Raw genomic sequence first — 22,312 nt, 5'->3', positions numbered from 1 at the left:
ATGCGCGAGATCAGCGGCGCGACACCGGGCGCGCTGACTGACGCCATTCTCACTGCGACCGAGCCGCTGGTGCTGCGCGGCCTGGTCGCAAGCTGGCCGCTGGTCAAGGCCAGCCTGCGCTCGCAGCGCGAGGGCATCGCCTATCTGCGCCGCTTCTACCGGGGCGAGGTGGTCCGTGCACTGATCGGTCCGCCCGAGATCGCGGGGCGCTATTTTTATAACGACGACATCAGCGGATTTAACTTCGACGCCGTCAACGCCAGGCTCGACGCGATCCTCGATCAAGTGCTCGAACACCTCGATGACCCGTGTGCGCCGACTTTTTATGTCGGCTCGACGACAGTGGACACCTGCCTGCCAGGCTTCCGGGACGAAAACGATCTCGACCTGGGCGATCGCGATCCGCTCGTCAGCGTGTGGACTGGCAACCGTTCGCGCATTCCCGCGCACCAGGATCTGCCCGATAACCTGGCCTGTGTGGCCGCCGGGCGTCGCCGCTTCACCTTGTTCCCGCCCGAACAGTTGAGCAACCTTTACATCGGGCCGCTCGATTTTGCGCCGGCCAATCAGCCCATCAGCCTGGTCGATTTTCATCGGCCGGACCTGGTGAAATTCCCCAGGTTTGCCGAGGCCATGGCGCATGCGCAGGTTGCTGAATTGCTGCCGGGCGACGCCATCTTCATGCCCAGCATGTGGTGGCACCATATCGAGGGGCTCGACAGTTTTAACGTCCTGATCAACTACTGGTGGCGCCAGTCGCCAGGCTATATGGATGCCCCGGTCAATACGCTGATGCACGCCATCCTGACGCTGCGCGAACTGCCGCCGCCCCAGCGACTGGCATGGCAAGAGGTGTTCCGCCACTACATATTTGAAGCGGACGGCAGTGAAGCGGCGCATATCCCGGAACCGGCGCGCGGGGTCCTCGGTCCGCTCGATCTCGACAAGGCGCGGTCCATGCGCGCCGCAATCATGCAGAAACTAAAACGTTAGCAGGAGACACCCCATGCAACAGAACAATCCGGAAAATATCGGCAGGAAGCCCGTGCGGCGCGTGGTCATCGCCGGCGGCGGCACAGCCGGCTGGATGGCCGCTGCCGTCATCTCCAAGATCTTGGGCAAGACACTGGACATCACGCTGGTCGAATCCGACGAGATCGGTACCGTCGGGGTCGGCGAGGCGACAATTCCCAGCTTGATTCAGTTTCACCAGTTGCTGGAACTGAACGAAGCCGACGTCATGCGGGCAACCCAGGCGACCTTCAAGCTGGGCATCAGCTTCGAGAACTGGCGCGCGCCGGGCGAGGACTATATCCACTCGTTCGGCTTGACCGGCGTCGACCACTGGACTGCGGGCTTCCAGCATTTCTGGCACAAGGGCCGCCAGCGCGGCCTGGCCAGTGACTTCGGCGACTATTGCCTGGAATTGAGGTCGGCCCAGCTTGGCCGCTTCGCGCATCTGCCGAACGACGTCATGAATTACGCTTACCATCTCGACGCGACCTTGTACGCCAGGTTCCTGCGCAAGTACAGCGAAGGTTTCGGCGCCAAGCGGGTGGAAGGCAAGATTGACCAGGTGATGCTTGACGCCGCCAGCGGCTACGTGACCGGGCTCAAGCTCGGAAACGGCGCCTTGATCGAAGGCGATTTGTTCATCGACTGCACCGGCTTTCGCTCGCTGTTGCTGGGCCAGACCATGGGGGTGGAATACGACGACTGGTCGCAATGGCTGTTTAACGACACCGCCATCGCGGTGCAGACTGAATTGATGGGCGAACCGGTGCCGATGACACGTGCGATTGCGCACGGCGCCGGCTGGCAGTGGCGGATCCCGCTGCAGCACCGGGTTGGCAATGGCCACGTATTCTCCAGCAAGTATATGGACGGCGAGGAAGCCATGCAGATCTTGCTCGACAATCTGCAAGGCGAGCCGCTGACGCAGCCGCGCATGATCAAGTTCAAGCCAGGCCAGCGCAAGCAATCGTGGAAAGGCAACGTCGTCGCCATCGGCCTGTCGAGCGGCTTTCTGGAACCGATCGAGTCGACCAGCATCCACCTGATCCAGCGTAATCTGATCCGTTTGATGCAGATGTTCCCGGCCGACGGCATCTGCCGCTCCGACATCGACGAGTTCAACACCCAAGTGCAAAGGGAGATCGCCCACATCCGCGATTTCATCATCCTGCATTACAAGGTGACCAGTCGCGCCGATACCCCATACTGGGAAGCTGCCAGGAACATGGAAGTGCCGGCATCGCTGCAACACCGCATCGACCTGTTCCGCGAAACCGGACGGGTGTTCCGCACCGAGGGTGAGTTGTTTACCGAGTCGTCGTGGCTGCAAGTCATGCTGGGCCAGGGCATGATGCCCGAGCAGCATCACCAGTCGGCCGACCTGATGGGCGATGCCGAGCTGTCGCAGTTCCTGGGCTCGATTCGCCAGAAGATCGAAAGGACGGTCCAGCAGTTGCCATCGCATCAGGCTTACGTCCAGCGGTTCTGCCGCGCAGAGAGGCCGAGCTGACCCTTTTAATTCGGAGCCGCCCATGTTCAACCCAAATCCCTCGATGAGTAAAGTCGCGCTGAGCGATGGCCGTTCTTATGTAGTCGTTGACAATATCCTGCGCGATCCCATGCAATTCATCGCCCATGCCGTCGCGCGGCGCGCGGATTTTTCGCCGGAAGATTCTCACTACTATCCCGGGCCGGAACTGCGGTTGCCCCCAGCCGCGCACCAGGCATTCGAAGCGTTTTTTTCACAATATATCCGGGGCCAGCTTGGCGCCCGGCGCACCCGCAGCGCCTTGTGCAGGATGTCGATGGTCACGCGCAAGCCGGAAAATCTCGAGCCATTCCAGAGAATCCCGCATGTCGATGGCGGTCCCTTCCAGCCGGGCGAAGGCAATTTCGCCATGGTCCTGTATTTGTTCAAGGATGAACGGCTGGGTGGCACGAGTTTTTTTCGACCGCGGGTCGACACCGCGACATTGTCGGCCATGATGGCCCGCGGGCAGCACATGGACCGTGACGCGTTTTCGGTCTTGATCGACAGCGCCCCCGCGTATCCGACCAAGACCAACGCATATTTTGAAAAGATGGCGACCGTCCCGGCGGCGTTCAACCGCGCGTTGTTCTATGATGGCACGATCTACCACAGCGGCGACATCCGCCATCCGGAGCTGCTCAGCGCCGATCCGGAACAAGGACGGCTGACCGTCAACGCGTTCTTCGGGGTGCGCCTGAACGCCTGCTGAAGCGCGGCTTCGAAAAGCTAGCGCGCTTTCGCGTGATCGATGTTAAACGCGATGGCGATGCGATCCTCATCGGTCAGGTTGGGGCCGACGTGGTGTTCGACCCAGCTTGGGAACATGATCAGCTTGCCCACTTCGGGCACCACGGATGCCGCCTCGGCCTGCACATTGCGGTAAAAGCTTCGTGTAAAGGTGCGCGCCAGGATCGGATCACGGAAGCAGAGCGAACCGGCACGTTCTTTCGCGGCCGGCACCTGCGGGTAATACACGCCGCTGATCCAACTGCCCGGGTGATTGTGGGGGCTGTTGGCGTGCCCTTTGCCATTGATAACCCCCCACATCGCGCCGAACTGCGCTTCCGTGACCTCCGGTTCCGCAAACCATGCGCCTTTGACCATGCATTCGTTGAGCACCCGCAGCACGAGTTGCTTGAGCTGTGCAAACCCCGGGATCGGCAACAGGTCATAGCTACGGAAGCCGCCATAGTTCGACAGGCCAGTCTTGTCGGCGATGCCGGCTACGACTTCCTCGTCGCGAATGGCATAGATCTGGCGCGCCAGTTCCTCGTTGTCTACCCCTTGGGTCTGCACAACGAAAACCGGCGTCGGAAATAACTCCAACACCTGCATGGACGCTTTCATGTTACTCATGGACCTGCCCAGGTTACGCCCTCGCTAGCGAATCCGAGGACTGGAATTGTCGAGATCCAAATTATGGCATTAATGTCGAAGGTCCGCCAATGCACCGGTGTGATCGAGCCGAATGTAGTGTCGCAAACGTAATCCGTCGATTTGAAGGGACAAGCTACATCGTTGACGTAGATCAGCGCGAAAGCGCTGATCTACAGATATGCTGGAGGCGAGGACGGGAGTCGAACCCGTCTAGACGGCTTTGCAGGCCGCTGCATAACCGCTTTGCTACCTCGCCGGAGGAGACTTGACTATGCCACAGCGACCGGTTATTCGTCGCAGCGACACGAGAAGGCTGGCTTCTCTGTAACTGGAGCGGGAGAAGAGTCTCGAACTCTCGACCTCAACCTTGGCAAGGTTGCGCTCTACCAACTGAGCTACTCCCGCATCGGGTACACCATCGTGAATTACCTGGAGCGGGAGAAGAGTCTCGAACTCTCGACCTCAACCTTGGCAAGGTTGCGCTCTACCAACTGAGCTACTCCCGCTTAGGAGTTCATCACGTACTACGATCGTAAAACACTGGAGCGGGAGAAGAGTCTCGAACTCTCGACCTCAACCTTGGCAAGGTTGCGCTCTACCAACTGAGCTACTCCCGCATGGAGTCTTACTTGTTTGCCCCAGCATCATCTTGCGATGACTGGAGCGGGAGAAGAGTCTCGAACTCTCGACCTCAACCTTGGCAAGGTTGCGCTCTACCAACTGAGCTACTCCCGCGTCGCTGGAACTTGCGATTATCTCAGATTTTCGACTGCTTTCCAAGACAACCTTTTTATTACTTCGACAGGCAAACTGTGGAGCGGGAGAAGAGTCTCGAACTCTCGACCTCAACCTTGGCAAGGTTGCGCTCTACCAACTGAGCTACTCCCGCTTCGTTTCGTTTGCTGCGTTGTCGTTGCAACAGGCAGGCATTATAGAGATGCTGAGCTATGTGTCAAGGATGACCCAGCAGAAACTTATACCGTGCCCGACTTTTCCTTGATCAGCGGCCACGCGCGGCGCAGGTAGTAGAACATCGACCAGACCGTCAGCACGCCCGCGATCCACAACAGGATCTCGCCGCACTTGTGGATGTCGAGCACGCCGTCGAACATGGGATCGTGGAACAGCAACATCGGGATGGCGACCATCTGCGCAGCCGTCTTGATCTTGCCCAGCGAGCTCACGGCGACGGACTTGCGTGCGCCGATCTCGGCCATCCATTCGCGCAGCGCGGAGATCGTGATCTCGCGGCCGATGATGATGAAGGCGATGATGGCGTTCACGCGGTCCAGCTGCACGAGCACGAGCAGTGCGCCCGCCACCATCAGCTTGTCCGCGACGGGGTCGAGGAAGGCGCCGAAGGCCGACGTCTGGTTCCAGCGCCGGGCGAGGTAGCCGTCGAACCAGTCCGTGATCGCGGCGACGATGAACACGAGCGTGGAGGCCAGGTTGCGGTCGGCCACGTGCAGCCAGTGTTCGGGGAGATAGTAGACGCCAACGACCAGCGGAATGAGGGCGACGCGTAGCCAGGTCAGGAGAATCGGAATATTGAAAGGCATGGGGTGAGGCTGATCGTGCTCTGCTTGTTGAGTTGCGTGCGCGCTAGTCTACATGGCTCTTGCCGTTTAAACCAGTTGAGCCATCCGTGACGCGCCCCCCTCTCAGTGCAGTTGCCGATAAATCTCTTCCGCCAGCGTACTGGAAATGCCTTCCACCGACATCAGGTCCTCCACGCTCGCATCGATCACGCCCTTCAGGCCGCCAAAGCGCGCGAGCAGCTTCTGGCGGCGCTTGGCGCCGATGCCCTCGATCTCTTCCAGGCGCGACGCCTGGCGCGTCTTGGCGCGTTTGGCGCGCATGCCCGTGATGGCGAAGCGGTGCGCCTCGTCGCGGATCATCGCCACGAGCATCAGCGCGGCCGATTCCTTGCCCAGTTCCTGCGGCGGGCGGCCATCGGCGAAGATCAGCGTCTCGAGGCCGACCCTGCGCCCCTCCCCTTTCGCCACGCCGACGATGTTGCCGATGTCGAGGCCCAGCTCCGTAAAGACCTGGCGCGCCATCTCGACCTGGCCCTTGCCGCCGTCGATCAGCGCGATGTCCGGCATCACGCCCTCGCCGTTCGCCACCTTTTCGTAGCGCCGCGTCAGCACCTGGCGCATTGCGGCATAGTCGTCACCCGGGGTGATGCCCGTGATGTTGTAGCGACGATATTCGCCGTTCTGCATCTGGTGGTGATGGAACACGACGCACGACGCCTGCGTCGCCTCGCCCGCCGTGTGGCTGATGTCGAAGCATTCGACGCGCAGGGACTCGAGATCCTCGCTGTCGAGGCCCAGCACCTCCGCCAGCGCGCGCGTGCGCGACTGCTGCGAGCCCTGCTCCGACAGCAACCGCGCCAGCGAGATTTCCGCGCCCTTCTGCGCCAGTTCGAGCCATTGGCGGCGCTGGCCCTGCGGCTGGAACACCAGGTTGATGCGGTGGCCGCACTGCTCCTGCAGCGCCATCATCAGCTCGGGCTGGTCGAATTCGATGTTCAGGATGATGATGCCCGGGACGAATTTGTCGCCGTAATGCTGCGCCATGAACGCCGCGAGCACTTCCACTTCGATCGGGCACTCGTCCATCGCCTCGCCCACCTGCGTCGGGAAGTACGCGCGGTCGCCCAGGTGGCGGCCGCCGCGCACCATCGCCAGGTTGACGCACGCGCGCCCGCCCTGCACGACGACGGCGATTACGTCGACGTCCGCATCGCCCGTCGTCTCCATGCTCTGCTGGTGCAGCACGCGCGACAGCGCCTGGATCTGGTTGCGCACGCTCGCCGCCTGCTCGAACTTCAGGTCCTCGGCATACGCGAGCATCTTCTTCTCGAGTTCTTCCAGCACTTCCGTCTGGCGGCCGCGCAGGAATTTCGCGGCGTTGTCGACGTCGCGCCTGTAGTCTTCCGGCGCGATCAGGTCGACGCACGGCCCGCTGCAGCGCCCGATCTGGTGCAGCAAACAGGGCCGCGTGCGGTTGGCGAAGACGCTGTCCTCGCACGTACGCAGCATGAACACCTTCTGCAGCAGCTGCATCGATTCCTTCACGGCCCACGCGCTGGGGAACGGCCCGAAGTACTGGTTCTTCTTGTCCAGCGCGCCGCGATAATAGGCCATGCGCGGATAGTCGCCCGCCGTCAGTTTCAAATACGGGTAAGACTTGTCGTCGCGGAACAAGATGTTGTAGCGCGGCTTGAGCGTCTTGATCAGGTTGTTTTCCAGGATCAGCGCTTCGGCCTCGCTGTGCGTCACCGTCGTTTCCAGGCGCGCGATCTGCGACACCATCATCGCGATGCGAGGGCTCGACAGCGTCTTCTGGAAATAGCTCGACACGCGCTTCTTGAGGTTGCGCGCCTTGCCGACGTAGAGAACCCTGTCTTCTGCGTCGAAATAGCGATACACGCCGGGCAGGTCGGGCAGCTTTGCCACCGTCGCCAGGACTTGTTCGCGCGCCGCCTCGGTGGGGCGCACGGGTGATTCCGCATCCTTCGTCATCGTCGCGATCAATTCCTCTTTCATGGCTTGCCACGCATCCGGACGGGCGCGCGGCACTTGCGCCGGGGACGGCAGCGGCTTGCGCCGGCGCGCCTTTAGTCCCGTACTTACTACGACTTCGTCTGTCACTTCCGCTACACCCAGGCAGCGGACAACAACAACTACGGCGCCTGGGTGACGATGACGAACGCGACGCCGTAATCGGCTTCGTCGCTGATCGTCACCTGGGCCGTGAGCCGGTGCGTCCGCATGAATTCATCGAGCGCCCCGCTGCATACGATCATCGGCTTGCCGCTCGGGGCGTTGAGCATCTGGGCCGAGCGCCAGGTCATGGGCATGCGTAGCCCCAAGCCGATCGCTTTCGAGAACGCCTCCTTGGCCGAGAACCGGGTGGCCAGGAAGCGCAGCCCCCGCACCTCGTTCTTGGCGCGGCGGGCGTGGTATTTGACGAGTTCCTCGGGACCGAGGATCTTTTCGGCGAAGCGTTCGCCGCTGCGCTTGAGGGCCGCCTCGACGCGCGAGATCTGGACGATGTCCGTGCCGATCCCGTAGATCATCACTGGCCCGCTTTGGACGAGGCGTAAGAGACGCCCAGGCGCGCCGCGACCATGATCGCCTTCATCTCGCGCACGGCGTTTTCGAAGCCCGCGAACAGCGCGTGCGCGACGATCGCGTGGCCGATGTTCAGCTCGTGGATCTCGGGGATCGCGGCGATCGGCTGCACGTTCGTGTAATGCAGGCCATGGCCCGCGTTGACGCGCAGGCCGTGCTTGACGCCGGCGCGCACGCCCGCCTTGACGCGTTCCAGCTCGCGCGCATGCTCTTCGGCGTTCCCGGCCTCGGCGTAGCGCCCCGTGTGCAGCTCGATGACGGGCGCGCCGACGGCGGCCGCGGCGGCGATCTGCTGCTCGTCGGCGTCGATGAACAGCGACACGCGGATGCCCTCGCCTTTCAGTTGCCGGATCGCGGCTTCGACTTCCTTCTGGTAGCGGATGACGTCCAGGCCGCCTTCCGTCGTCACTTCTTCGCGGCGCTCGGGCACGAGGCACACGTCCTGCGGTTTCACTTTGCACGCGAAGTCGATCATCTCCTGCGTGACGGCCGCCTCCAGGTTCATGCGCGTCGCGAGTTGCGGGCGGATGGCGAGGACGTCGGCGTCCTTGATGTGGCGGCGGTCTTCGCGCAGGTGCAGGGTGATCAGGTCGGCGCCCGCCTGCTCGGCGATCAGCGCGGCGCGCAGCGGGTCGGGATAGACGGTGCCGCGCGCGTTGCGGACGGTGGCGATGTGGTCGATGTTCACGCCCAGGTCGATCACCTGGCCGGCGGGTTGCAGGAAGCTCATGGTCGTAGTCTTTGTTCTTAAAGCTGCATCAGGTCGATCAAAATCTGGCGCGTGTTCAGCGGCGCGCCTCCCAGGTGATAGGCCAGCAGGAAGCGCATCAGCTGCTTGCTTTGCGCCTTCGTCTGCGGGTCGGCGTAATCCTCGCGTTCCATGTCGACGAGCGTCTTGCCGGACACTACCGGCCACGACTCCACGGCCTGCGCCGTGCGTGCGCCGCGTTCCGGGTCGACGACGTACAGGCCGTCCGGCTCGACCGGGGCGCGCGTCGTCGTGCAGCGCGTCAGGTCGGCGGCGACCCCGGTCTCCTTAAGTAAGGCCCGTTCGAATTTTCGCAAGGCGATCGGCGCCGGTTCGCCGTGCGCCAGTTCGTTGAGTGTCGCGACGTAGTGGTTGAACAAGGCCGGATGCGCATCGTCGCGCGCCAGCAGCTTCACCAGCAATTCATTGAGATAGAAGCCGCACAGCAGCGCGGTCTTCTCGATCGGCAGCATGCCGCCGACCCATTCGGCGTCGATCAGCGTGCGCAGTTCGGACTTGCCCGAGAAGGACACGGACAGCGGTTGAAAGGTCTGCAGCACGCCCCGTAGTTTCGAATGCGGCCGTTTCGCACCCTTCGCGACGACGCCGATCCGGCCGTGATCGCGCGTAAAGAGGTCGACGATGAGGCTCGTCTCCTTGTACGGATAGCTGTGCAGCACGAAGGCCGGTTGGCCGGCAATCCGCTGGCCGACCACGCGGCCTTCGCGCGCGGGCGTGCGGCGCCTGGCGCCGGCCGTCGCCGGGGCATGGGCGTCGTTATCGTTGTCGATGAGTTCGTCGTCGCGGCTCGGCATGCGTACGCTCCCGCCCCGGCTTGTTACTCGTAACCGTAAGCGCGCAGGCCCGCTTCGTTGTCGGCCCAGCCGGACTTCACCTTGACCCAGATTTCCAGGTACACCGGGCCGCCGAACAGCTTTTCCATGTCGAGGCGGGATTGCGTGGAGATCTCTTTCAGGCGCGCGCCCTTGTTCCCGATGATCATGGACTTGTGCGTGTCGCGCTCGACGAGGATCGCGGCGAAGACGCGGCGCAAATTGCCTTCTTGCTGGAATTGTTCGATGAGGACGGTGCTCGTGTACGGCAGCTCGTCGCCCAGCAGGCGGAACACTTTTTCGCGCACGATCTCGGCCGCGAGGAATTTCTCGCTGCGGTCCGTGATGTCGTCCGGGCCGAAGATCGGCGGATTTTCCGGCAGGTGCCGCTTGATCTCGCCTTCGAGCGCATCGACCTGGAAGCGCAGCTTCGCGGACACGGGCACGACCGCGGTGAAATCGCGCAGGCTGGCGACCTTCGCGGCGAACGGCATCAGCTCGGCCTTGTCCTTCATGCGGTCGGACTTGTTGATGACGAGGATGACGGGCACGTTCTTCGGCAGCAGGTCCGCGACCAACTGGTCGGCCGGGCCGAACGTGCCGGCCTCGACGAGGAACAGGATCACGTCGGATGCCGTCAGCGTGTTCGACACGGTCTTGTTCAGCGTCTTGTTCAGCGCATTCGCGTGGCGGGTCTGGAAGCCGGGCGTGTCGACGTAGATGAACTGGGCGTCGTCGCGGGTCTGGATGCCCGTGATGCGGTGGCGCGTCGTCTGCGCCTTGCGCGACGTGATCGACACCTTGGCACCGATCAGCACGTTCATCAACGTCGACTTGCCCACGTTCGGACGGCCGACGATGGCGATGTAGCCGCAGCGGAAGCCTTCCGGTGCAGAGTCGTTGGTCTCGGTGGTGGTCTCGATGTTCATGCTGGGGTGTTTCCTGACTTGTGGGTTTGTTTCTGCTGCGACTGCGGCTCCTCGGCCTGCACCGCCAGCTCGGTCTGGTCGGTGGCGATGCCCGCCAGCTTCAGCTGGGCCGACCGGGGCCGCGATTTGCGCGCCGTGGACGGACTTTTTTGCAGCAGTTGCTCGGCCGTTTCCAGCGCGAGGCGCGCCGCGGCCTGCTCGCCGGCGCGGCGGCTGCCGCCGCGGCCGAAGACCTGGATGCCCAGCTTGGGCACGAGGCACTCGATCTCGAACTCCTGGCTGTGCGCAGCGCCGTGCGTGGCGACGACGTTGTACGTGGGCAGCGAGATCTTTTTGCTCTGCAAGAACTCCTGCAACAGGGTCTTGGCATCCTTGCCGAGCGTACGCGGGTCGACGGAATCGAGCAGCGGAATATAAAACGAACGGATCGCGTCGCGCGCCGCATCGAAGCCGCTGTCGAGGAAGATGGCGCCGAGCAGCGCTTCCAGGGTGTCGGCGAGGATCGACGGCCGGCGGAACCCGCCGGATTTCAACTCGCCCTCGCCCAGGCGCAGGAATTGCGACAGTTCCAGCTTCTGGGCGATCTCGAACAGCGATTGTTGCTTGACGAGGTTGGCGCGCAGGCGCGACAAATCGCCTTCGGCCAGGTTGTTGAATCGTTCGTACAGAATGGAGGCGACGACGCAGTTCAGGATCGAGTCGCCGAGGAATTCCAGGCGCTCGTTATGCAGACTGCTGTGGCTACGGTGGGTCAGCGCCTGTTGCAGCAGGCCGGCGTCCCGGAACGTATAGCCTAGGCGAGTTTGCAATAACTGAAGATTCATTGTAGTACCAATCTAATGGGCCGGCGCCGCGCGCCGATCCCATCGCGCGCCCTCCCGGCGTATTACTTGTCGGCCTTGTCGGCCTTGGCGGCATTGTTGCCGCTGGGGTCGGTGGTACCGTCGAACTTGAACGTCAGGTTGATGCTGTCCGTCAGCGGCACCTGCTTCTCGTAAGCGAAGCCGATCTCGGTCGTGCCGCCATCGCGCGTGATCACGAGGTCGCGGCCCTGGATGGCCGACACGTCGTTGACGCCGGCATTCTTGTCGAACGCCTGCCGGATCTCGCGCACGGTGCCGGAACCGGCCTCGGCCTTCGCCTTGGCGATCGAATCCTTGACGGCCCGGTACTCCAGGAAAGCCGGCGTCACCTTGATCGCCACCAGCGCCAGCGCGCCCAGCACGATCAACACGACGATCAGGCCCGACAGCGAGACACCGCTTTCCGCACCGATCCGATACCGCTTGCCACCTCTCATCACACCCTCCGCGTCGGCTTAGTGGATACCGCCGATGCGCTTCAGGTTGCTGAAGTTCATCCAAACAAACACAGCCTTGCCGACGATGTTCTGGTCCGGCACGAAGCCCCAGTAGCGGCTGTCTGCGCTGTTGTCGCGGTTATCGCCCATCATGAAATAATTGCCCTCCGGTACGATACAGGTAAATTGATCGTAGGAATAGGTGCAATTTTCGTGATGGGGGAACTCCTCCACGGCGCTCTGGTTGTAGGTGCGGGCACCGTCCATGTTCAGGATACGGTGCGGCGCGTTCGTCAGCTTTTCCAGGAATTGCTTGTGGTAGACCGGGCGCTCGTCGTCCAGGTAATCGTCCATCGGCACGTACTCGACCGGCTGGCCGTTCACGGTCAGGCGCTTGTTCTCGTAAGTGATTTTATCACCCGGTATGCCGATCACGCGCTTGATGTAGTCCTGGCTCGGATCCTTGGGGTATTTGAACACCATGACGTCGCCCCGCTGCGGATTGCCCACCTCGATGATCTTCTTGTTGATCACCGGGAGACGGATGCCGTAGTCGAACTTGTTCACGAGGATCAGGTCGCCCACGAGCAAGGTCGGCACCATCGACGACGACGGGATCTTGAACGGCTCGAACAGGAAGGAACGCAGCACGAACACGAGCGCGATCACGGGGAAAAAGCTGCCGGAATACTCGACCCACGTCGGCTGGCGCAGGATCGATGCCTCCAGCGCCGCGCGGTTGCCGTTGTCCAGCTTGATGCCGTCGGCCGTCAGCTTGGCGTGGCGCGCGTCGTATTCGGCCAGGGCCGCGTCCGCCTTCGCGCGGCGCTGCTTCGCGAGGACGAACACGTCCAGGCACCAGATGACGCCCGTGATCACCATGGCCACGAACAAAATCAGGGCAAAATTGCCGAGGATCGGTTGCAGATTCATCGTTTCTGATTCTTCCCTTATTTTTCTTCCACTTGGAGGATGGCAAGGAAAGCCTCTTGCGGGATCTCCACCGAGCCCACCTGCTTCATGCGTTTCTTGCCGGCCTTTTGTTTCTCAAGCAGCTTCTTCTTGCGGCTGACGTCGCCGCCGTAGCACTTCGCCAGCACGTTCTTGCGCAGCGCCTTGACGTTTTCGCGCGAGATGATCGTCGCGCCGATCGCGGCCTGGATCGCCACGTCGAACATCTGGCGCGGGATCAGTTCGCGCATCTTCGCGGCCACCTGGCGGCCGCGGTAGGCGGCGTTGGCGCGGTGCACGATGATGGCGAGCGCGTCGACCTTGTCGCCGTTGATCAGCATGTCGACCTTCACGACGTCCGACGCGCGGTATTCCTTGAACTCGTAGTCCATCGACGCATAGCCGCGCGACGTGGATTTCAGGCGGTCGAAGAAGTCGAGCACGATCTCGGCCATCGGGATCTCGTACACCAGTTTCACCTGGCGGCCGTGGTAGCTCATGTCCATCTGCACGCCGCGCTTGCCGGTGCACAGCGTGATGACGGCGCCGACGTATTCCTGCGGCATGTACAGATTGACGGTGACGATCGGCTCGCGCACTTCGTCGATCTTCGACACTTCCGGCATCTTGGACGGGTTGTCGACCTTGATCATGGAACCGTCGCGCATCACGACTTCGTACACGACGGTCGGGGCCGTCGTGATCAGGTCCTGGTCGAATTCGCGCTCCAGGCGTTCCTGGATGACGTCCATGTGCAGCAGGCCCAGGAAGCCGCAGCGGAAGCCGAAGCCCAGCGCCTGCGACACTTCCGGCTCGTACTGCAGCGCGGCGTCGTTCAGCTTCAGCTTTTCCAGCGAGTCGCGCAGTGCGTCGTACTGGTTCGCTTCGACCGGGAACAGGCCGGCGAACACCTGCGGCTGCACTTCCTTGAAGCCGGGCAGCGGCGCCGGGGCCGGGCGCGACGCGAGGGTGACGGTATCGCCCACCTTCGCGGCCTTCAGTTCCTTGATACCGGCGATGATGAAGCCCACCTGGCCGGCCTTCAGCTCCGGCAACGGCACGGAGCGCGGCGAGAACACCCCGACCTGCTCGACCAGCTGCTGCGAGCCCGTCGCCATCAGGAGAATCTTGTCCTTCGGACGCAACGTGCCGTTCTTCACGCGCACGAGCATCACGACGCCGACATAGCTGTCGTACCACGAGTCGACGATCAGCGCCTGCAGCGGCGCGTCCGGATCGCCTTCCGGCGGCGGCACTTTCGCGATCAGCGTTTCCAGCACGTCTTCCACGCCCAGGCCCGTCTTCGCGGAGCAGGTGGTGGCGTCGGTGGCGTCGAGGCCGATGACGTCCTCGATTTCCTGCTTCGCGCGGTCCGGATCGGCGTGCGGCAGGTCGATCTTGTTCAGGATGGGCACCACTTCCACACCGAGGTCCAGCGCCGTGTAGCAGTTGGCGACGGTCTGCGCCTCCACGCCCTGCGACGCGTCGACGACGAGAAGCGCGCCTTCGCAGGCGGACAGCGAGCGCGACACTTCATAGCTGAAGTCGACGTGGCCCGGGGTGTCGATCAGGTTCAGGTTATAGATCTGGCCATCGCGTGCCTTGTAATGCAGCGCCGCGGTCTGGGCCTTGATGGTGATGCCGCGCTCGCGCTCCAGGTCCATCGAGTCGAGCACCTGCTCGTCCATTTCACGTTCCGACAGGCCGCCGCACAGCTGGATGATGCGGTCCGCCAGCGTCGATTTACCGTGATCGATGTGGGCGATGATGGAAAAGTTACGTATGTTTTTCATTAACAAACTCAAAACCAAAAAGAGCGGCACGCGGCCAGGCCGACAGGCTTGGCTCCTGCCGGCGCAATACGAAAAAAGCGCCGCGTCTGGGGGACGGGAAGTTCCCCGGGCGAGCGCCTTATCGGGCGAATCGCGGCTCATGAAGGCCGCGGCTTGACCCGCAAGCTGCCCATTTTACCGGATTTCGAGGCAGAAAGCCCGGTTTCCGGGGAGGACCACGATTCAAGTTGGCCATTGGCGCGCCGTTAATGGCACATCGGCACCTTACGGCCCTTCTTTTTTGCCACCATGATCTACACGTCCGAACCGCAGCAATGGCGCACACAGCTTTCCTTGCCCATCGAGCAACGCATCCTGCCCCTGCCCGATGAAGTGCGCGACATCGTGCACCAGGTGAACATGGCGACCGGACTGGACGCCGTGCCCGCCCCGTGCGTGCCGGATGCCGCCCTGCAGGCGGACCTGCGCGCCGCGCTGGCGGGCATGCCGGCCGCCGTGCGCGACCTCGTGGACCCGCTGCTGCTGGGCGTGTGCACGGGCCGCGGCCTCGGATCGTCGGGCATCACGGACATCGTCACGGATGCCGTCGACGGCCGCATCCTCGGCTGCGTCGTACTGCTCGACATGGATCTGCTGGAAACGCATACGGCCAATTCCTGGGCCACGTGGAAGGAAAACCTGCCGTTCGGCGGCCCCGGCTTTGCGCTCACCGCGACGATCGCCGCCCCGCACGACGACACCCGCGCGCACGCCCTGCAATTCCTGATGCTGCACGAATTCGGCCACGTCGTGACGGCGGGCGGATCGTTCCTGCCGCGCTGGTGGGAACCGGTGCCGGCCGCGCTGTTTCCCTTCCTGGACCTGAGCTGGCATGTGAACCCCGCCGGGCGCTTCGTGCCGTGGGGCGGCTCCGATTTCGCCCTGCGCGGCGCCGTCGATTTCTACGGCACGAACAAACTGCACAGCGACACCATCGTGACCGCGTATGCCGGCCTGGAAGGCAGCGATTTTCCCAGCCTGTACGGCGCGACGAATCCGTACGACGATTTCGCGGAATGCTTTGCGAGCTATGTGCACAGCGAACTGCTGGGGCGGCCGTACGAGTTGCGCGTCGATTACGACGGGGTGCCGCAGGCTACGCTCGAGAGTTTCTGGGCGAGTCCGCGCAGCGAGGCGAAGCGGGAGTTCATGCGGCAATTACTCGGCGAGACGGCGGGCGTCGCCAACGATGAAAAACAGTTTGTCGCTGCATGAAAAACCGTCGCCCCCGCGAAGGCGGGAGCCCAATCTGGATCTGCCGCAACGCGTAAGACTTGGGTCCCCGCCTGCGCGCACTAGTGTCCGGAATATTGTTTTCAAAAACCGTCAGAAATAGCATCGTCATTCCCGCGCAAGCGGGAATCCATATTGAGTATGCTAACTACGTTCTCCATTTCCACCTCGTTGGCTATAAAGAGTCGACTTCGAGTAGTCAGCATGGGTTCCCGCTTTCGCGGGAACGACGGTTTTTCTCTATGGCGGGCCTATTTTCGACGGTAAAAATTATTTCGGACAGCAGTGCGCCTGCGCGGGGATGACGGCTAATTCGAGGCCGCGCTTATAACCCGGTGCAGCATCTTTTCGAACGCCCCGAACACCCGCTCCATCACCGGCCCCTTGTACGGATACCTGCCCGGATCGTCCATCGCGTGCACGACCATCGCGTTGTCCACTTCGAAGATGAGTACCCGGCCATCGCGCGTCTCCGCGCAATCGATGCCCAGCCAAGGCAAGCCGATGCGCGCATCGATCCCGGCCAGCGCCGCCGCGTGACGGCGCGCGAACCCGTCGTCGAACGCAGCCATCCCGGCCGCCTCCTCCGCCCGCTTGGCGGCGCTGTCGTCCATGCCCGCGTTCAGGTAATGCACCATCCAGTGCGACGAGATCGCCAGGTGGCAGAGGAATGGCTTGCCGTCGATGAGCACGATACGGTATTTGCGGAACTGGCCGTCCGGACCGGAATAATCGACGAACGGCGCCAGATAGAACTCGCCCGCAGCATGCCCGCCGAGATAGTCGCGCAGCGCGGTGCCGTCGTCCACCTTTTGCAGGTCCGTACCCGCGTGCGAATCCACTGGCCGCACGATCAGCGGGAACGCATCGTCGGTTAGTTGCATTGCTGCCGCACGATCCAGGCGCACCGTCCGCGGCACCAGTGTCCCGGACACGCCATCGAGCGCCGCGCAGACGCCGTCGCGCGACAGGTGCGCGATCCGCTCCGGCCGGTTGATGACGGGACGCGGCCAGCCGTCGAGCATCCGCGCCACGTCGCGCAGCAGCGGCGCGTTGGCGTCCGATTGCGCGATCGCCACGAACAGCGCGTCGTGGTCGGGCACCTCCTCCGGCAGCGGCAGGTCGGGCGTCACGTATTGCACGGTCGCGGCGATGCTCGAGGTCTGCAGCAGGAATTCGACGGGCGTGTTGGCCATGAAGTCGCCGGGCCCCATCAGCACGAGCAGGTTCAAGGCCGGCGTCCTGGCTGGCGCCGGCAGCGCGTACAGCGACCGGATGGCCAGCGCGTGGTGTTGCACGTCCAGGCCCGCCGCGCGCTGGCCCAGCAATTGCAGGACGAAGCTGGCATCCAGCCACGCGTTCGCATCGTCGGGATGCGCCCGGGCACGCGCCAGCAGGCGTTCGCCGACCGGACGCAGGTCGGCCCGATAAAAGGCGCAGCGCATCAGGGCCGCGGCGCCGATCAGCGGGGCGTACGGCGTGGCGGCGGCGCCGAGGATGGTGGGCGTGATCATGACAGGCGGCGGCCGGCGCGCAACACGGCTTCGACGAGCGCGTCGATGTCGGCACGGCACGTGCGGTGGTTGACGATCGCCGCGCGGATCGCGTAGCGGCCTTCGAGCGTCGTCGCGGATGGCGCCACGCGGCCTTCGTCGTACAGTGCGAGCACGATCTCGCGATTCACACGTTCGGGATCCGCGCAGACATAGCGGAAGCAGACGATGTTCAACGCGACGGGCGCCGCCAGCTCCAGTGACGGCTCGGCCGCGACGCGCCCGGCGAGGTAGCGGGCCAGCGCGCACGTGGCCGAGATCGAGCTGCCGATGGCGTCGGCACCGTAGACCTGGAACGTCAGCCACGTCTTCAGTGCCCGGAAGCCGCGCGACAAGTCGGGCCCCAGGTCGCACGGCCACGCCGTCCCCGCGGCGAGCCCGGTGCTGGCGCGCTGCAGGTACGCGGCCGGTGCGGCGAAAGCGTCGAGCATGTGCGCACCGTCGCGCGCGAGAAAATAGCCGGCGTCGTACGGCACCTGGCCCCACTTGTGAAAATCGAAGGCGAGCGAGTCCGCACGCGCGATGCCGTCGAGAAGCGGCGCGACGTCCGGCGCCAGCATCCCCAGCGCCCCGTACGCGCCGTCGACATGCAGCCACATGCCCTGTTCACGCGCGACATCGGCGAGTGCCGCGAGCGGATCGATGGCGCCCGTGTTTACCGTGCCGGCGCTGGCGACGACGAGGAATGGCCGTAACCCGTTGCGGCGATCCGCAGCGACCTGCGCGGCGAGATCCGGTACGTCCATGCGGCCGGCGGCATCCACGCGCACGGTGCGCAGCGCATCGGTGCCGAAGCCGGCCATGTCCATGGCCTTCGCGATGCAGCCGTGCGCTTCGGCCGACGCGTACGCGCGCAGGTCCGCATGCGCCGCGAGACCGTGTGCGCGCACGTCGCGCCCGAGCGCCTGCGTGCGCGCGACGACGACGCCCATGAAGTTGGCGATCGACGTGCCCGTGACGAACACGCCGCGGGCCGTATCGGGGAAGCCGAACAGCGCCGCCATCCATTGCGACACCTGGCGCTCCACCTCGACGGGCGCCTGGTTGCGGCCGCCGACGTTCGCGTTCAGCGCCCCCGCGATCATCTCGGCGACGATCCCCACGGGCGTGCCGGCGCCATGCACCCAGCCCATGAAGCCGGGATGCGGGTTGCCGACGGTGTAGGGAATGACGTTGTCCTGCAGGCTGCGGTACGCATCCGCCAGCGAGCCCGGCGCGCGCGGCAGCGGGGCACGCAGGCTGGCGCGTGCGGCGTCCGGCATCTGCTGCCAGACGGGCCGCGCGCGAATATCCTCCAGGTGGTCGAACATGTCGTCCAGGATCTGGTGCCCGAGGGCGCGGAGTTGCGTCCAGTCCGCAGGGTCGAGCGTAGCGTCGGGGCCGTCAGCCATATGCATCATTCAGGAATCGATGCAGCCGATTATCGCAGGTCGGCTCGCTTTCGATCCGTGGAACAAGCTGTAAAAGCTGTGACTATTGCCCTTTTGATTACGCGGCCGCCTCTGCCAGGCCGAGGTGACGCCGCAGCGCACCCTCGTCGAGGAAGTAGTGGCACAGCTCGGTGCCGGCCGGCTCCGCGGCGAGCACCGGCACCAGTTCGTCGTAGCGGGCGACGAGGGCCGGGTCGGCATCCACGTCGACCACGTCCACCGCGTACGCCCGCCCCTGGCGGGCCATGAACGCCTGCAGCGCGGCGAGCATGTCCTCGCACAGGTGGCAGTACGACCTGGAGTACAGCGTAAAACGTAGACTCATTGGCGCGGCCGGATGACGAGGTAGCGCGAGACATTGTCCCTACGCACCAGCAGCGCGACCGGTTTCTTCGCGTCGAGCTTGGCGACGAGCCCGTTGAACTGGGCCGCGCCCGTGATCTCGACATTGTTCATCTGCAGGATCACGTCGCCCTGGCGGATGCCGGCCGACGCCGCGCGCCCTTCGGAGAACTCGACCAGCACACCCGCTTCCGTCTTGAGCTCGCGCTTCTGGGCGGCCGTGAGATCCGACACGTGCAGGCCCAGTGCGTTCGGCGCCTGGTCCGGCGTCGGCTTCTTGGGCGTCGCCTTGGCCGTCGGCGATTTTTCTTCCTGCAGTTCGACGATGGTCACCGGCAGGTCGATCTGGCTGCCGCGGCGCCACACGGTGACGTTGGCGCGGCTGCCGACGGCGCTGCCGCCCACGAGGCGCGGCAGGTCGGAGCTGCGCTCGATGTCCTTGCCGTTGAATTTCAGGATGATGTCGCCGACCTTCAGGCCGGCCTTGTCCGCCGGCCCGCCCGGCTCGACCATCGCGACCTCGGCGCCGCGCGCGCGCCCCAGGCCCAGCGATTCCGCGACGTCCGTCGTGACCTCGCTGATCTGCACGCCGAGGCGCCCGCGCGTCACCTTGCCCGTCTTGCGAATCTGCTCGGAGACGCGCATCACCTCGTCGATCGGCACGGCGAACGAGATGCCGTTATAGGCGCCGGACAGCGTGGCGATCTGCGAGTTGATGCCGATGACCTCGCCACGCATGTTGATCAGCGGGCCGCCCGAGTTGCCGGGGTTGACGGCCACGTCGCTCTGGATCAGCGGCAGGTATTCGCCCGTGTCGCGCGCCTTGGCCGAGATGATGCCGGCGGTCACCGTGTTCTCCAGGTTGAACGGCGAACCGATGGCGATCACCCACTCGCCCACGCGGATCTTGCTGGAATCGCCGATGCGCACGTTCGGCAGGTTGCGTGCGTCCACCTTCAGCAGGGCCACGTCGCTGCGGGCATCCGAGCCCAGCACCTTGGCCTTGAATTCGCGGCGGTCGGTCAGGGTCACGACGACCTCGTCCGCGCCTTCCACGACGTGCGCATTGGTCAGCACATACCCGTCGTCCGAAATGATGAAGCCGGAGCCGACGCCCCGCTGCACGCGTTCTTCCTGCGGCTGTTCCGCGGGCCCGCCGCGGCGTCCGCGCGGCACCATCTGGCCGCCGAAGAAGCGGCGCAGGAATTCCTGCATCTCTTCGTCCGGGCCGCCCTGGTCGAGACGGACCCGTTCGGTGGTGCGGATGTTGACGACGGCCGGGCCGACCTTGTCGACGAGGTCGGCAAAATCGGGCAGGCCGGTGACGGTCGGGGCGGCAACGGGAGCGGCCGCATGGGCCGCCGGGACGGACATCAGACTCGCGCCCGCAAAGACGAGGGCGGACAGGATCGCGCTTCCAGTTTTGCTTGTCATAGGTTCGGTAAGGTCTGGGCTTGGATGGTTCGTATGGTAAGACAAAAGTGCATTGTTGTCGCGTTGGCACCGCCGTGGCGAACGGACCGCGCGGCCCGCGCAGGCATCAGGCGGTGCGGCGTGACGAGCCGGGCGGCTCAGGTGGGGTCGGCGGCGACGGTCGCCTGGCCGGCGGCGTCGGCGACGACGGCCGCGCGCTTGCCCGGCAGCGGTTCGGCCTCGAGGCGGGCGGCCATGCGTTCCGCGAAACCGGGCGACAGGTCGGTCGCGGGATCCGCGCGCAGGACGTCGCCGATCTGGTGGAAGAGCGCCCAGGCCTGCCGGCCCTCCGGTGTGTCGAGGGCGGCGAGCGCCAGTTCCCGGTCGACGTCCGGGATCTCGCCATCGCTCAGCGCCGAGATGAGTTCACGGTTTTTCTTGTTCGTGTCCATAGCCATCACGCCGGTACGTAAAACTTCGTCTTCATATCGCTCGCTACCTACCGACGTTTGTCCGCCGAGATATCCAGCAAGGGCCGCAATTTCTCGGCGATGACTTCGCGCGCCCGGAAAATCCGGCTCCGCACCGTCCCGATTGGACACGCCATCACTTCGGAGATTTCCTCGTAGCTTAAACCTTCTATTTCGCGCAGGACGATCGCGGTCCTCAATTCCAGCGGCAAGGCTTCCATGGCCGCATTCACGGTATAGGCGATCTGTTTGCTGGCCAACATTGATTCGGGTGTATTAATGTCTCGCAAGCTATCTGCGTCGTCAAATCCTTCCGCACGTTCGGCATCGGCTTCCGTCGAGGTCGGCGCGCGCCTGCCTTGCGTTACCAGGAAATTCTTTGCCGTATTAATTCCTATTCGATATAGCCATGTATAAAACGCGGAATCGCCGCGGAAATGGCGCAGTGCACGGAATGCCTTGATAAAGGTTTCCTGCACCACGTCTTCCGCCTCGGCCGGATCGTGCACGAGGCGCGACACGAGCCGCATCAGGCGACGCTGATATTTCGCCACCAGCAGGTCGAACGCTCCGCGATCGCCCGCCTGGACGCGCTCAACCAGCAGTTGATCACATTCGCGTTCGGTCGTCACTGCAATGCCCCGTTGGCTGCGGCGGCGTCCCTGTTAGACGGAAACGGTGTGCACGTTTCCTTAAGAGTTGGTCCGCTGCAATGAGTTCGTCGTGTCTTCGCATCCTTCGTCTGCATGTCCGCGCCGGCCGACCACTGCCAGCGCGACGGCCAGCGCGCGCCACACCGCGGCGTCGACGCTGTCGCGCCACACGTACAGGACGCGTGGTCCCGTGCCCGGCGCGGCGTACCGCAACACCATCAGCATCGGCCAGACGACCGCTCCGGGCAGCAGGACCGCATTGCCCTCCGGCGGCAGGCCCACGTCCTGTTGTACCGTTACGCGCAAGTCGCCGGTTCCAGAAATATCAATCCGGTGCGTCTTAGAAGGAAGGGCCGCCGCGCCCAGCACGGCGCTGCCGGCGGCCGCCAGCGCCGCCGCGACGAGAGGCGCGAGGCGGACGTGCCCGGGCGCCGCCAGCCCGATGGCCAGCGCAGACGCGAGAAGGGCCAGGCCGCAGCCACCCCATACGAACCGCTGGATGCGCGACGGCCTGACGAGCGCGGACACCGCGATCGACATGGGTGTTTCCAATTAGAATTT

22 protein-coding genes and 6 tRNA genes are annotated in these 22,312 nt (G+C 64.0%); 4 read left to right on the top strand and 24 right to left on the bottom strand.

Annotated elements, in window-relative coordinates:
- The 3 genes from ACEN9G_RS23405 to ACEN9G_RS23395 are packed head-to-tail and all read left to right on the top strand — an operon-like array spanning window position 1 to window position 3,254.
- Window positions 1–993, top strand: coding sequence for a cupin-like domain-containing protein (locus tag ACEN9G_RS23405; protein WP_413340766.1), 993 nt, complete (start codon window positions 1–3; stop codon window positions 991–993).
- 13 nt (window positions 994–1,006) lie between these two features.
- On the top strand, window positions 1,007–2,524 hold the full coding sequence (locus ACEN9G_RS23400) for a tryptophan halogenase family protein (protein WP_413340764.1): 1,518 nt from the start codon (window positions 1,007–1,009) through the stop codon (window positions 2,522–2,524).
- A gap of 22 nt (window positions 2,525–2,546) precedes the next feature.
- Window positions 2,547–3,254 carry a DUF6445 family protein gene (locus ACEN9G_RS23395; RefSeq protein ID WP_413340761.1) on the top strand — a complete coding sequence of 236 codons (708 nt, stop codon included), beginning with the start codon at window positions 2,547–2,549 and terminating at the stop codon, window positions 3,252–3,254.
- A gap of 17 nt (window positions 3,255–3,271) precedes the next feature.
- Here ACEN9G_RS23395 and ACEN9G_RS23390 read toward each other — a convergent pair whose 3' ends face one another.
- From ACEN9G_RS23390 to lepA, 17 genes are all read right to left on the bottom strand, one after another.
- On the bottom strand, window positions 3,272–3,892 hold the full coding sequence (locus ACEN9G_RS23390) for a TIGR02466 family protein (RefSeq protein WP_413340759.1): 621 nt from the start codon (window positions 3,890–3,892) through the stop codon (window positions 3,272–3,274).
- A gap of 212 nt (window positions 3,893–4,104) precedes the next feature.
- Window positions 4,105–4,178 (bottom strand) — tRNA-Cys (locus tag ACEN9G_RS23385).
- Between the two features lie 73 nt (window positions 4,179–4,251).
- Window positions 4,252–4,327: transfer RNA gene (locus ACEN9G_RS23380), tRNA-Gly, on the bottom strand.
- 25 nt (window positions 4,328–4,352) lie between these two features.
- Window positions 4,353–4,428 (bottom strand) — tRNA-Gly (locus tag ACEN9G_RS23375).
- Window positions 4,429–4,463: 35 nt separating this feature from the next.
- Window positions 4,464–4,539: transfer RNA gene (locus ACEN9G_RS23370), tRNA-Gly, on the bottom strand.
- A gap of 42 nt (window positions 4,540–4,581) precedes the next feature.
- Window positions 4,582–4,657: transfer RNA gene (locus ACEN9G_RS23365), tRNA-Gly, on the bottom strand.
- 78 nt (window positions 4,658–4,735) lie between these two features.
- Window positions 4,736–4,811: transfer RNA gene (locus tag ACEN9G_RS23360), tRNA-Gly, on the bottom strand.
- An 85-nt stretch (window positions 4,812–4,896) separates the two neighbouring features.
- Window positions 4,897–5,481, bottom strand: coding sequence for a CDP-diacylglycerol--glycerol-3-phosphate 3-phosphatidyltransferase (pgsA, locus tag ACEN9G_RS23355; RefSeq protein WP_056137323.1), 585 nt, complete (start codon window positions 5,479–5,481; stop codon window positions 4,897–4,899).
- Window positions 5,482–5,583: 102 nt separating this feature from the next.
- Window positions 5,584–7,452 carry an excinuclease ABC subunit UvrC gene (gene uvrC / locus ACEN9G_RS23350; protein ID WP_413341162.1) on the bottom strand — a complete coding sequence of 623 codons (1,869 nt, stop codon included), beginning with the start codon at window positions 7,450–7,452 and terminating at the stop codon, window positions 5,584–5,586.
- Window positions 7,453–7,613: 161 nt separating this feature from the next.
- Entirely contained in the window at window positions 7,614–8,009 is a 396-nt protein-coding gene (gene acpS, locus ACEN9G_RS23345) for a holo-ACP synthase (RefSeq protein WP_413341160.1), read from the bottom strand.
- On the bottom strand, window positions 8,009–8,794 hold the full coding sequence (pdxJ, locus tag ACEN9G_RS23340) for a pyridoxine 5'-phosphate synthase (protein ID WP_413341158.1): 786 nt from the start codon (window positions 8,792–8,794) through the stop codon (window positions 8,009–8,011). The genes acpS and pdxJ overlap by 1 nt, the downstream gene beginning before the upstream one ends.
- A gap of 17 nt (window positions 8,795–8,811) precedes the next feature.
- The gene (recO, locus tag ACEN9G_RS23335) at window positions 8,812–9,627 is read right to left on the bottom strand and encodes a DNA repair protein RecO (RefSeq protein WP_413341156.1); all 816 of its coding nucleotides are present in this window, start codon (window positions 9,625–9,627) and stop codon (window positions 8,812–8,814) included.
- Between the two features lie 23 nt (window positions 9,628–9,650).
- Window positions 9,651–10,574, bottom strand: a complete 924-nt coding sequence (gene era / locus ACEN9G_RS23330) for a GTPase Era (RefSeq protein WP_413341155.1) — start codon at window positions 10,572–10,574, stop codon at window positions 9,651–9,653.
- The gene (gene rnc / locus ACEN9G_RS23325) at window positions 10,571–11,398 is read right to left on the bottom strand and encodes a ribonuclease III (RefSeq protein WP_413341153.1); all 828 of its coding nucleotides are present in this window, start codon (window positions 11,396–11,398) and stop codon (window positions 10,571–10,573) included. The genes era and rnc overlap by 4 nt, the downstream gene beginning before the upstream one ends.
- Window positions 11,399–11,460: 62 nt before the next feature.
- Window positions 11,461–11,874, bottom strand: a complete 414-nt coding sequence (locus tag ACEN9G_RS23320) for a DUF4845 domain-containing protein (protein WP_413341151.1) — start codon at window positions 11,872–11,874, stop codon at window positions 11,461–11,463.
- Window positions 11,875–11,892: 18 nt separating this feature from the next.
- Entirely contained in the window at window positions 11,893–12,807 is a 915-nt protein-coding gene (gene lepB / locus ACEN9G_RS23315) for a signal peptidase I (protein ID WP_413341150.1), read from the bottom strand.
- A gap of 17 nt (window positions 12,808–12,824) precedes the next feature.
- Window positions 12,825–14,618, bottom strand: a complete 1,794-nt coding sequence (gene lepA, locus ACEN9G_RS23310) for a translation elongation factor 4 (RefSeq protein ID WP_413341149.1) — start codon at window positions 14,616–14,618, stop codon at window positions 12,825–12,827.
- A 288-nt stretch (window positions 14,619–14,906) separates the two neighbouring features.
- Here lepA and ACEN9G_RS23305 point away from each other — a divergent pair, with 288 nt between their 5' ends.
- Complete coding sequence (locus ACEN9G_RS23305; RefSeq protein ID WP_483127024.1) at window positions 14,907–15,872, top strand: hypothetical protein; 966 nt, start codon at window positions 14,907–14,909, stop codon at window positions 15,870–15,872.
- Between the two features lie 326 nt (window positions 15,873–16,198).
- Here the strand turns inward: ACEN9G_RS23305 and ACEN9G_RS23300 are convergent, their stop codons facing one another.
- From ACEN9G_RS23300 to ACEN9G_RS23270, 7 genes are all read right to left on the bottom strand, one after another.
- Window positions 16,199–17,404: an ATP-grasp domain-containing protein gene (locus tag ACEN9G_RS23300; protein WP_413343952.1), complete on the bottom strand. Its 1,206-nt coding sequence runs from the start codon at window positions 17,402–17,404 to the stop codon at window positions 16,199–16,201.
- Window positions 17,401–18,843, bottom strand: coding sequence for a pyridoxal phosphate-dependent decarboxylase family protein (locus ACEN9G_RS23295; protein WP_413343953.1), 1,443 nt, complete (start codon window positions 18,841–18,843; stop codon window positions 17,401–17,403). The genes ACEN9G_RS23300 and ACEN9G_RS23295 overlap by 4 nt, the downstream gene beginning before the upstream one ends.
- Before the next feature lie 88 nt (window positions 18,844–18,931).
- Entirely contained in the window at window positions 18,932–19,198 is a 267-nt protein-coding gene (locus ACEN9G_RS23290; RefSeq protein ID WP_413343954.1) for a glutaredoxin family protein, read from the bottom strand.
- On the bottom strand, window positions 19,195–20,649 hold the full coding sequence (locus ACEN9G_RS23285; RefSeq protein WP_483127023.1) for a DegQ family serine endoprotease: 1,455 nt from the start codon (window positions 20,647–20,649) through the stop codon (window positions 19,195–19,197). The genes ACEN9G_RS23290 and ACEN9G_RS23285 overlap by 4 nt, the downstream gene beginning before the upstream one ends.
- Before the next feature lie 137 nt (window positions 20,650–20,786).
- Window positions 20,787–21,086, bottom strand: coding sequence for a sigma-E factor negative regulatory protein (locus ACEN9G_RS23280; RefSeq protein WP_413385981.1), 300 nt, complete (start codon window positions 21,084–21,086; stop codon window positions 20,787–20,789).
- A gap of 41 nt (window positions 21,087–21,127) precedes the next feature.
- Entirely contained in the window at window positions 21,128–21,730 is a 603-nt protein-coding gene (rpoE, locus tag ACEN9G_RS23275) for an RNA polymerase sigma factor RpoE (protein WP_413346238.1), read from the bottom strand.
- Window positions 21,731–21,790: 60 nt separating this feature from the next.
- Window positions 21,791–22,303, bottom strand: coding sequence for a hypothetical protein (locus tag ACEN9G_RS23270; RefSeq protein ID WP_483127022.1), 513 nt, complete (start codon window positions 22,301–22,303; stop codon window positions 21,791–21,793).
- Between the last annotated feature and the right edge of the window lie 9 nt (window positions 22,304–22,312).

It is taken from the genome of Massilia sp. Masssp94 (assembly GCF_059491305.1).
The sequence above is the reverse complement of the archived record's forward strand: the minus strand, read 5'-3'. Positions and strand labels throughout refer to the sequence as shown.